The 10,335-nt window shown below is 61.8% G+C and carries 9 protein-coding genes; all 9 read left to right on the forward strand.

Annotated features, from left to right (window positions below; all coding sequences use genetic code 11):
- Positions 1-2 precede the first annotated feature (2 nt).
- The 9 genes from Q0094_RS01580 to Q0094_RS01620 all read left to right on the forward strand — a co-directional run bounded on the left by Q0094_RS01580 (position 3) and on the right by Q0094_RS01620 (position 9,995).
- Positions 3-902, forward strand: a complete 900-nt coding sequence (locus tag Q0094_RS01580; protein ID WP_297614553.1) for a carbohydrate ABC transporter permease — start codon at positions 3-5, stop codon at positions 900-902.
- Entirely contained in the window at positions 902-1,783 is an 882-nt protein-coding gene (locus tag Q0094_RS01585; RefSeq protein WP_297614555.1) for a carbohydrate ABC transporter permease, read from the forward strand. Before Q0094_RS01580 ends, Q0094_RS01585 begins: the two co-directional genes overlap by 1 nt.
- A gap of 83 nt (positions 1,784-1,866) precedes the next feature.
- Positions 1,867-2,982, forward strand: coding sequence for a sn-glycerol-3-phosphate ABC transporter ATP-binding protein UgpC (gene ugpC, locus Q0094_RS01590; protein ID WP_297614557.1), 1,116 nt, complete (start codon positions 1,867-1,869; stop codon positions 2,980-2,982).
- Between the two features lie 88 nt (positions 2,983-3,070).
- On the forward strand, positions 3,071-4,546 hold the full coding sequence (locus Q0094_RS01595; RefSeq protein ID WP_297614559.1) for a GMC family oxidoreductase: 1,476 nt from the start codon (positions 3,071-3,073) through the stop codon (positions 4,544-4,546).
- Positions 4,543-5,286, forward strand: a complete 744-nt coding sequence (locus Q0094_RS01600) for a 3-ketoacyl-ACP reductase (protein ID WP_297614560.1) — start codon at positions 4,543-4,545, stop codon at positions 5,284-5,286. The genes Q0094_RS01595 and Q0094_RS01600 overlap by 4 nt, the downstream gene beginning before the upstream one ends.
- Positions 5,287-5,297: 11 nt before the next feature.
- On the forward strand, positions 5,298-6,884 hold the full coding sequence (locus Q0094_RS01605) for a GMC family oxidoreductase N-terminal domain-containing protein (protein WP_297614561.1): 1,587 nt from the start codon (positions 5,298-5,300) through the stop codon (positions 6,882-6,884).
- A gap of 2 nt (positions 6,885-6,886) precedes the next feature.
- Positions 6,887-8,050, forward strand: coding sequence for a dihydrodipicolinate synthase family protein (locus Q0094_RS01610; protein ID WP_297614563.1), 1,164 nt, complete (start codon positions 6,887-6,889; stop codon positions 8,048-8,050).
- A gap of 10 nt (positions 8,051-8,060) precedes the next feature.
- Positions 8,061-9,074, forward strand: a complete 1,014-nt coding sequence (locus tag Q0094_RS01615) for a LacI family DNA-binding transcriptional regulator (protein ID WP_297614565.1) — start codon at positions 8,061-8,063, stop codon at positions 9,072-9,074.
- Between the two features lie 111 nt (positions 9,075-9,185).
- Positions 9,186-9,995: a hypothetical protein gene (locus tag Q0094_RS01620; protein WP_297614567.1), complete on the forward strand. Its 810-nt coding sequence runs from the start codon at positions 9,186-9,188 to the stop codon at positions 9,993-9,995.
- Positions 9,996-10,335 lie beyond the last annotated feature (340 nt).

The following is a 10,335-nucleotide window of genomic DNA, read 5'->3' on the forward strand; positions in this document are numbered from 1 at the left end:
GGATGGCCGCATCGACCGATACGGGCGTTGATCTGCGCACGCGCCTTCAGACATGGTTACCCAAGCTTGTCTTGGCGCCCTCGCTTGCGATCATGCTGGTCTTTGTCTACGGCTTCATCGCCTTTACCATTTACCTCAGCTTTACCGACAGCCGCATGTTGCCGTCTTTTGGCTGGGTGGGCTGGGACAATTACGACCGCCTCTTTCGCATCCGCGAATGGAACACGGCGCTGAGCAACCTTGCGGTTTTCGCCGTGCTCTACATCGGCATCTCGACGCTGATCGGGCTGACCCTTGCGATATTGCTGGATCAGAAAATCCGGGGCGAAGGGGTGTTGCGCCCGATCTTTCTTTATCCCATGGCGTTGAGCTTCATCGTGACCGGCACCGCATGGAAGTGGTTTCTCGATCCCGCAATCGGGCTTGAAAACACGATGCAGCTCTGGGGCTGGGACAGCTTCAGCTTTACATGGATCAAGGACCGCGAAATGGCGATCTACACCGTCGTCATCGCCGCGGTCTGGCAATCCTCGGGGTTTGTGATGGCCATGTTTCTGGCGGGCCTGCGCGGGATCGACAATGAGATCTTGAAAGCCGCCCAGATCGACGGCGCGTCAAACTGGAACCTCTATCGTCGGATCATTCTGCCACAGCTGCGCCCTGCGTTCCTGTCGGCTTTTGTGATCCTCAGCCACCTTGCGATCAAATCCTACGATCTGGTGATTGCGCTGACCGGCGGCGGCCCGGGCAATGCCACGGCGCTGCCGGCCACCTTCATGTATTCCTACACCTTCACCCGAAACCAGATGGGGATCGGCGCGGCATCGGCGGTGATCATGCTGATGACCATCGCGGCGATCATGGTTCCCTACCTGTATGCAGAGCTGAAGGAAAAGAAGTGATGGCCGTCGCATCGCCCGATACCGCCATTCGCACCTCGCGCATCACGCGGGTGTTTATCTATCTGTTCTTGCTGCTGTTTGCGTTGTTCTATCTCTTGCCCTTCGGGATCATGCTGGTGAACTCGCTCAAGCCGCTATCCGAGATCACCGGCGGCAACATGATCGCCTTGCCACAGGACTGGACGATCGCGCCCTGGCTGTCGGCATGGTCCACCGCCCAAATCGGCGTCGAGCCGACCGGGCTTCGCCCGTATTTCGTGAACTCGCTGGTGATGGCCATTCCCGCCGTCGTGCTGTCGACGATGGTCGGTGCCTTGAACGGCTATGTGCTGACCAAGTGGCAATTTCGCGGATCGACGATCATTTTCGGGTTGTTGCTGTTTTCCTGCTTTATCCCGTTCCAGATCGTGCTCATCCCGATGGCGCGTATCCTGGGGCTTTTGGACATTGCGGGAAGCACGCCGGGCCTGATCCTGGTGCATTTCGTCTATGGGATCGGCTTCACGACGCTGTATTTCCGCAACTACTATGCCGCCTTTCCGACCGAACTGGTGCGTGCCGCCCAGATCGATGGTGCGGGCTTCTTTCAGATTTTCTGGCGCATCATGCTGCCATCATCGGGGCCCATCATCGCGGTCAGCTTCATCTGGCAGTTCACCAACATCTGGAACGATTTTCTGTTCGGGGCGTCCTTTGCCAGCGGTGGATCAGCCCCGATGACTGTGGCACTGAACAACCTTGTGAACTCATCCACGGGGGTGCGCGAATACAACGTGCATTTCGCGGGCGCCATCATGGCGGCCGCCCCAACGCTGCTCGTCTATATCGTCGCCGGCCGCTATTTCGTGCGTGGTCTTATGGCGGGGAGTGTGAAGGGATGAGCACGAATTTTCGTACGAAAATTCGCATCTGCGATCTTTCGTACGAAAGATCGGCGTCGCGACTTATCGAAAGGACATAGCCCATGGGTTTTCTCGACATCGCCAACGTGACCAAATCCTATGGCGCCGTAGAAGTGCTGCATAAGGTCGACATCGATGTCGCCGAGGGGGAATTTCTTGTGCTGGTCGGCCCATCGGGCTGTGGCAAATCCACCCTGTTGAACATGATCGCAGGGTTGGAGGGCATCACAAGCGGCGAGATCCGGATCAAGGATCGCGTGATGAACGGCGTGCATCCGTCGCGGCGCAATATCGCGATGGTGTTCCAATCCTACGCGCTTTATCCCAACATGACCGTGGGCAAGAACATCACCTTTGGTCTTGAGATGCATGGCACGCCCAAGGCCGAGCGTGAAAAGGCGATGCAGCACGTCGCACAGCTGTTGCAGATCGAGCATCTGCTCGACCGCAAGCCCGGTCAGCTTTCGGGGGGGCAGCGCCAGCGCGTTGCGATGGGCCGTGCGCTTGTGCGCAATCCCGATGTGTTCTTGTTTGACGAACCGCTGTCGAACCTTGACGCAAAGCTGCGTGTCGACATGCGCACCGAGATCAAGAAGCTGCATCAGCGTTTGGGCACCACAATCGTCTATGTCACCCACGACCAGATCGAAGCGATGACGCTGTCGACCCGGATCGCCGTGATGTTTGATGGCTATGTGCAACAGCTTGGCACGCCCAAGGAGATTTATGACAGCCCGGCTAATCTTTTCGTGGCGACCTTCATGGGAAGCCCGGCGATGAATGTGCTGCAGGCCCGCCTTGTCGATCGTGATGGCGCACTTTACGCGCTGATCACCGCCGCCGATGATCAAGAGCGTGCTTTGCGGATCGAGAATGCCCCACCCGCCTATGCCGCCTACAAGGATGCGAAGGTGCTTCTGGGCATCCGCCCCGAAGCGATCACCGACCCCGAAGGGGCCGACCGTAACGCGCGCAACATTCAGTCTTTGACCAATCGTGTAACCGTGACCGAGCCGGCGGGGGCCGATACCTTCGTCACGATGACGATTTCGGGCAAGGATTGCATCGCGCGGATGCGTGCGGATGCCGATGTGCTGCCTGGACGCGATTTCGATTTCGCGATCAACATGGACAAGGCGGTGTTGTTTGATCCCAAGACGGACCTTCGCATCGCATAGGCGTGGCGTGCCCGGCCGCGTGCGGGGCTGTTTTTGCGCTGGAATTGGAACGATCCAAAAGCTATGATTGCACCGTGGGAGGAACGGGATGGACGACGCCGATATCATCATCCTTGGTTCCGGCATGGGGGGGGCAAGCTTGGCCGCTGGCCTGGCGGCCTCGGGATTGCGTATCTTGATCCTCGAGCGTGGCCAGCGGCTGATTGATAGCCCGGCGGCGCGTGATCCTGCGGCGATATTCGCCAAGGGGCATTTTCGCCCGTCCGAAACTTGGCTGACCCCCGAAGGCCTTCGGTTTAACCCCGGAAACTACGCGTATGTCGGGGGCAATTCCAAATTCTACGGCGCGGTGATGATGCGTTACCGGGCCAGCGATTTCGCGCCTGTGCGCCATATGGGCGGAATGACCCCCGGCTGGCCTTTTGCCTATGACACGCTTGCGCCATGGTATAGCCGCGCCGAGGCGCTGTATCAGCTGCGCGGCGAGGCACGCCATGACCCGACCGAGCCGCCGCATGACGGACCCTATCCCCATCCCCCGATCCCCCACGAGCCCGCCATCGCCGATCTGGCGCGGCGGTTGCGCGCGATCGGGCTGCACCCCGCGCCGCTGCCCCTTGCGGTTGATCTTGAGCGTTGGCTGGCGCGTGCATCCACGCCCTGGGATGCTTTCCCCGACACCACGGGGGCCAAGCTGGATGCCGAAACCGCCGCGCTGGCCCAAGCGCAGCGTCATGCCAATGTGCGCTTGCAGACGGGCGTCAACGTCGTGCGGCTGGAAACGGCCGGCAACAAGATCAGCGCTGTCGTGACAGACCGCGGCCGGTTCAGCGCGCCGCGCATCGTGCTGGCGGCCGGCGCGGTGATGACGGCGGCAATCCTGTTGCGCTCGGCAAATGACGGCCACCCAACCGGGCTGGCCAATCGCTCGGGTCAGGTGGGGCGCAATTTCATGAACCACAATGCCTCGGCGCTTTTGGCGCTGTCGGCCCGGCGCAACCCGTCGATCTATCAAAAGACGCTTCAGATCAATGATTGGTATCTGACCGGCGGACCCGAGGGCGAACCTTTGGGCAATATCCAGCTTCTGGGTCGCGTTTCGGGTCCGATCCTTGCCGCCCAGACCGGGTTGCCGCTGCCATTGGCCCGGCTGATTGCCAATCATGCCATCGATTTCTATGTCATGTCCGAGGATCTGCCCAACCCCGACAGCCGCGTTACCCTGCGCGGCGATGAGATCGTGCTGGATTGGCGACGGTCCAATTTGGCGGCGCATCTTGCGCTGGTGGACAAGCTCAAATCCGCGCTGCGCCGTGCAGGTTTTCCGTTCAGCTTGTCGAGGGCGTTTGATCGGCGCACGCCGTCGCACCAATGCGGCACGGCGCGGTTGGGCGATGATCCCGAAACCAGCGTGACAGACCCCTATGGCCTGACCCATGATCACCCCAATCTGTGGATCTGCGATGCGTCGCTCTTGCCGACATCGGCGGCGGTGAACCCGTCGCTGACCATCGCGGCGCTGGCGCTTCGTCAGGCCGACCGCATCTTGCAGGAGGTCGCATGACAGCCAAAGCCCTGATCACCGGTGGCCAGCAAGGCATTGGCCGCGCCATCGCACAGGCCTTGCATGACGCGGGCTGGCAGATTGCGATCGCCTCCGAGGCGCCTGTCGATGCCGCCCCCGTGCAAGCAGCACTCGCCGCAATGCCCGGTGCCCGGTATCATCAACATGACCTCAGGCGGATCGATGCCGTGCCTGCGCTGGCTGATGCCGTGGGGCCGGTCACGACGCTGATCTCCAATGCCGGTGTGCCTGCCATGGTGCGGGGCGATTTGCTGGACATGTCGCCGGACAGTTTCGATCGCTGCATCGATGTGAACCTGCGCGGGGCTTTTTTCCTGGCCCAGGAATGCGCCCGCCGCATGCTGGATTTGCCCCAGGATCCCTATCGCGCGATTGTTTTCATCACCTCGGTCAGCGCGGCGATGGTATCGGCCGACCGGGCGGAATATTGCATCTCCAAGGCGGGGGCGGCGATGATGGCACAGGCTTTTGCCGCGCGGCTTGCACCCGATGGGATCGGCGTCTTTGACATTCGCCCGGGCATCATCGCCACGCCCATGACCGCGCCTGTGGCGGAACGCTACGATCAGCGCATCAAGGATGGGCTGGTGCCCGGCGGCCGCTGGGGCATGCCCGCCGATATCGCGCGAACCATTCTGCCGCTGGTGCGCGGCGATTTCGCCTTTGCGACCGGGGCGGTGATCCCTGTCGATGGCGGCCTGTCCATCCACCGGCTCTGAAGGGGGGCGCCATGGCCGAGGGCTATGATTACATCATCATCGGCGGCGGCAGCGCGGGTTGTGTGCTGGCCGCGCGACTGTCGGAGGATCCGGCCGCGACCGTGTGCCTGCTCGAGGCGGGCGGCGGCGACCGCAACCCGCTGTATCATTTGCCTGCGGGCTTTGCCAAAATGACCAAGGGTCTTGGGTCCTGGGGGTGGGAAACCGTGCCGCAGCGCCATATGCGGGGCCGGGTTTTCAACTACACGCAGGCCAAGGTGATTGGCGGCGGCTCCAGCCTTAATGCCCAGATCTATACCCGCGGCAATGCGCAGGATTACGATGATTGGCGGCAGATGGGCTGTGATGGCTGGGGCTATGCGGATGTCTTGCCCTATTTCCGCAAGGCCGAAGACAATGACACCCACGACAATCCCTATCATGGCAAGGGCGGCCCCTTGGGCGTGTCGCAGCCGGTCGCACCCCTGCCCATCTGCGAGGCCTATTTCGAGGCCGCCGCCGCGCTTGGCATCCCGCGCAACATGGATGTGAACGGCGCCAGGCAAGATGGTGTCGCCTATTACCAGTTGACCCAGCGCAATGCGCGGCGGTCATCGACGGCAATGGCCTATCTTGCGCCCAATCGGGGTCGCGCCAACCTGACCCTAAGGACCGGTGCGCATGTCCGCCGCATCCTGGTCGAGGCTGGCCGCGCCACCGGGGTGGAACTGATCGACGGCACCCGCGTGCGGGCCACGACCGAGGTGATCTTGTCTGCCGGCGCCATCGGATCGCCGCGGCTGCTGCAACTGTCCGGCATCGGCCCGGCCGATCACCTGACCGATCTGGGCATCCCCGTGATCCTTGACCGGCCACAGGTGGGTGCAAACCTGCAAGATCATCTGGATCTCTACTGTATCAGCGAACTGAACGGTCCCTACAGTTATGATCGCTACGCAAAGCCCCATATGGCGGCGCTGGCGGGGCTCCAATACCTGTTCACGCGCAAGGGACCGGTCGCCTCGTCGCTGTTTGAAACCGGCGGGTTCTGGTATGCGGATCAAGATGCCCGCTCACCCGATATCCAGTTTCATCTGGGCCTTGGCACAGGCATCGAAAAGGGCGTGGCGACCATGCCGCAAGGGGGGGTGACACTGAATTCCTGCCACCTGCGCCCGCGGTCGCGCGGGTCGGTGCGGCTTGCTTCCAGTGATCCGGCACAGGCCCCGCTGATTGATCCGAACTACCTGCAAGACCCCTATGACCGCGCGATGTCGATCCGTGGCCTCAAGCTGACACAGGCGATCATGGCCCAAGCCCCGCTTGCGAAATTCGTGCTGGCCGAACGCCTGCCGGGGCCGGATGTGAAGACGGATGAGGATTATTTCAGCTTCATCTGCGCCCATTCCAAGACCTCGCATCATTGTGCGGGCACCTGTCGGATGGGTCCCGACCCCGAGGCGGTCGTTGACACGCGCCTTCGGCTGAACGGCATCACCGGGCTGCGGGTGGTGGATAATTCCATCATGCCGACGGTGATTTCCTCCAACACCAATGCGGCGGCGATCATGATCGGGGAAAAAGCCGCCGACATGATCCGCCAAGACGCGAGGGGCTGACGATGCTTTTGCCAACTTATGCCGGAACCCTTGAGGAGTATCACCTGACCGGCACGCCGCTTGTGCCATGCGCGCCAAAGGTGGCGCTGACCCGCACGGCATTCGCCGCCGCCCATGTGATCAGCGACCCCATGGCCGCGCGTGACCCGTGGGATGGCCGCCCCGCGATCGATTGGGATGCGACGCTGGCCTTTCGTCATGGGCTTTGGGATCAAGGGCTGGGGCTGGCCGAGGCGATGGATACCGCACAGCGCGGCATGGGCGTGGATTGGGCAACCGCGCTGGAATTGATCCAGCGCACCATGGTCGAGGCCAAGGCCCATCCGATGCGCCCGCGTGTGGCCTCGGGGGCGGGAACCGATCACCTGCCGCTTGAGGCGCTGCACAGCACCGATGCCATCACGGCCGCCTATCGCACCCAAATGGAGGCGATCGAAGCGGCTGGTGGTCAGATCATCTTGATGGCCACCCGCGCGTTGCCCGCGATCAAGGCAGGCCCCGAGGATTATGCCCGCGTCTATGACGCGCTGATCCACGACGCCGCCGCCCCCGTGATCTTGCATTGGTTGGGTGACATGTTCGATCCCGCGCTGACCGGCTATTGGGGGGCAAGCGATGTCGAAACCGCCAACACCGTGGTGCTGGATCTGATCAATCGCCACGCCACCAGGATCGACGGCATCAAGATCAGCCTGCTGGACCAAGCCCATGAAGAGGCATTTCGCGCCCGGCTGCCCGATGGGGTGCGCCTTTATACCGGGGATGATTTCAATTACGCACCTTTGATCGAAGGGGATGGGGTGCATTATTCGCATGCCCTTTTGGGCATCTTTGCCGCCATCGCACCCGCCGCATCACAGGCGCTGGCGGCTTTGGCGATGGGCGACCATGCCACCTATCACGCGCTTTTGGCCCCGACCGTGCCGCTTAGCCGCGAGATTTTCCGCGCGCCCACGCGCTACTACAAGGCGGGGATCGCTTACCTCAGTTGGCTAAACGGCATGCAAAGCCATTTCATCATGCCCGCCGGGCTGCAATCGTCGCGCAGCATGGTCCATTACGCGCAGGTTTACCGCCTTGCCGATCAAGCGCGGTTGCTGATCCGGCCCGATCTGGCGGAACACCGCATGCGCAGCCTTCTGGTCACGCATGGGATCGATCGCTAACACAGGGGGCATGAAACGCCGCCCCACCATCATGGATGTGGCCGCCCATGCGGGTGTGTCGAAATCCACCGTTTCGCTCGTGTTGCAGGGGTCCGTGCAGGTAAAGCCGGAAACCCGCGCATCGGTGCAGCGCGCCATGGCCGATATCGGCTATGTCTACAACCGCGCGGCGGCCAATCTGCGCTCGGCCTCGGTCGGGTTGGTGGGGTTGGTGATCAACGATCTGCGCAATCCGTTTTTCACCGAGTTCGCCACCAGCTTGCAGATGACGCTTGCCTCGCATGGCTATGCCACCGTGATCGCCAATTCCGACGAAGACCCCGCGCTACAGGCCAAGCTTGTCGGTTCCATGATCGAACACGGGGTAGCGGCGCTTGTGATTTCGCCGGTCTATGGCGAGGCAGGCGATACCTTTGATCAGCTGGCGCGGACCGGAATTCCGGTCTGTCAGGTTCTGCGCAAGGGCGATGAGCGGACCGATCTGTTCCCCTTTGCCAGTTTCGATTACGCCGCCGGCAGCGCCGATGCCACGCGCCATCTGCTTGCGCAAGGCGCCCGCAACATCGCCTTTGTCGGCGGTCTTGCGGGCCGCGCGATCACGCATGAACGAAAAATCGGCTGGCGCGAGGTGCTGCGCGCTGCAGACATGACCGAAGTTGCGCTGCATGGCAAATCCTCGCGCGGGTTCGGATTGCAGGCCGCCGACATGCTGATCGCCGATCATCCAAAGGTCGATGCCGCTGTCTGTTTCAACGATCTGGTGGCGCTTGGGCTGATGGCGGGGTTCGCGCGCGCCGGCCGCAGCCTTGGGCAAGGCTTTCGCGTGGTGGGCTTTGACGATATCGAAGAGGCCGCGCAAGGATGGCCGCCGCTGTCCTCGGTCAGTTGCGATATTGCGGGCTTTGCGCGCGACACCGCCGACCGCATCTTGGGCTGGATGGTGCAAGGCCAGCGCCCGATCCCCGAGATCCGCAGCCCGGTGCGCCTTGTTGCGCGCATGTCCAGCCTTGGTCAGGGTGAATGACAGTCGGTCTTTTGGCTTGATGCGGGTGTCCGAACCTGTCTAATCGGCCAGCTTGAATACTGTGATCTTTGGTTTTATGCCGATCATGATTTCGGCGGTAAAAGTAAACGAATGATACAGGCACCTCCGAGCAATCTGTTTTTCCATGATGCCGCTTCTATGGGCTGCGGGTCGTGCCAGACCCGTGGGCATGACGCCGACGCGATGGTGCCGCCGGATCGGCGCCCTGCACATCGGGTGTGGGATGCGCGCCGTGGCGTCACGCTGATCGAGGCGGTGCTTTATATCGCGGTGGCACTGGGGCTGATCGTCGGCGGGCTGGTGTTTTACCAACAGGCATCGCGCGCTGCGACCTATCAAAGCGTGGTTCGCGGGCTTCAGGTGGTGCAAGGCGAAGTGCAAGCCATGTATCAGGTCACGTCATGGCAGAACAGTGTTCAGACCGGCCCCACGCGTATCACCGCCGCGCTCATCGCGATGGGGGCCGTGCCGGCAGAGATGATGACCGATGACGGTCAGCAAATCCGGTTGACGCGCGACAGCCAGCTTTTGGTCTGGCATGGGCTCGTCGATGGTGAGTTTCAGACGCTCTATCAGATCCAAGCCGTTCCTGAATGGATGTGCACGAAAATGGTTGTCGCAAGCACCGCAACCGGATCGGCCGCATCCTCTGGAAACGGCACGCTGGGCGATGGCATCTTGTTTGATATCGCATCCGTTCAAGTTGGTGGCGTTGGCCCGGAGGATGGATTTGGCCGCTCAGGCCACATCCATCACTTCCGACAGGTTGCACTGGAGCAGAATGAAACCAGTGGCGATCTGACACCCGCATTGGCGGCGCAAATCTGCCGCGAAAGGGCAAGTTTCACTGCAAGCCGCTTGGTATCGAACATCGTGTTCGCGACGATACCCATGAACTGATCTGTCGCGTCGGGTGCGGCGCGCTGTCGGGCATGGTGGCAACCGCGCGCTCGATGTCAGGGAAATGCAAGCGGTGACCATGACGCACAAGGATGGATTCCGAATTCTCATTTGCAAGATAGAGGATGCCCCAATCACAAACCCGCTCAAGGCTCATGTTTGCACCGACTTCCTCAACCCGTGCCCTGTAACCCGCTTGCCGCCTGTCACCAAAGATGCGCTCTGCGGCGTCACGCGGATCGAGGCGGTCGCTTGTTCATCGCGGTCGCGCTGGGGCTGATCGTTGGCGGGCTGGTGTTCTATCAACAGGCATCGCGCGCTGCGACCTATCAAGGCGTGG

Source organism: uncultured Roseicyclus sp. (assembly GCF_937892565.1).
Classification (GTDB): domain Bacteria; phylum Pseudomonadota; class Alphaproteobacteria; order Rhodobacterales; family Rhodobacteraceae; genus Roseicyclus.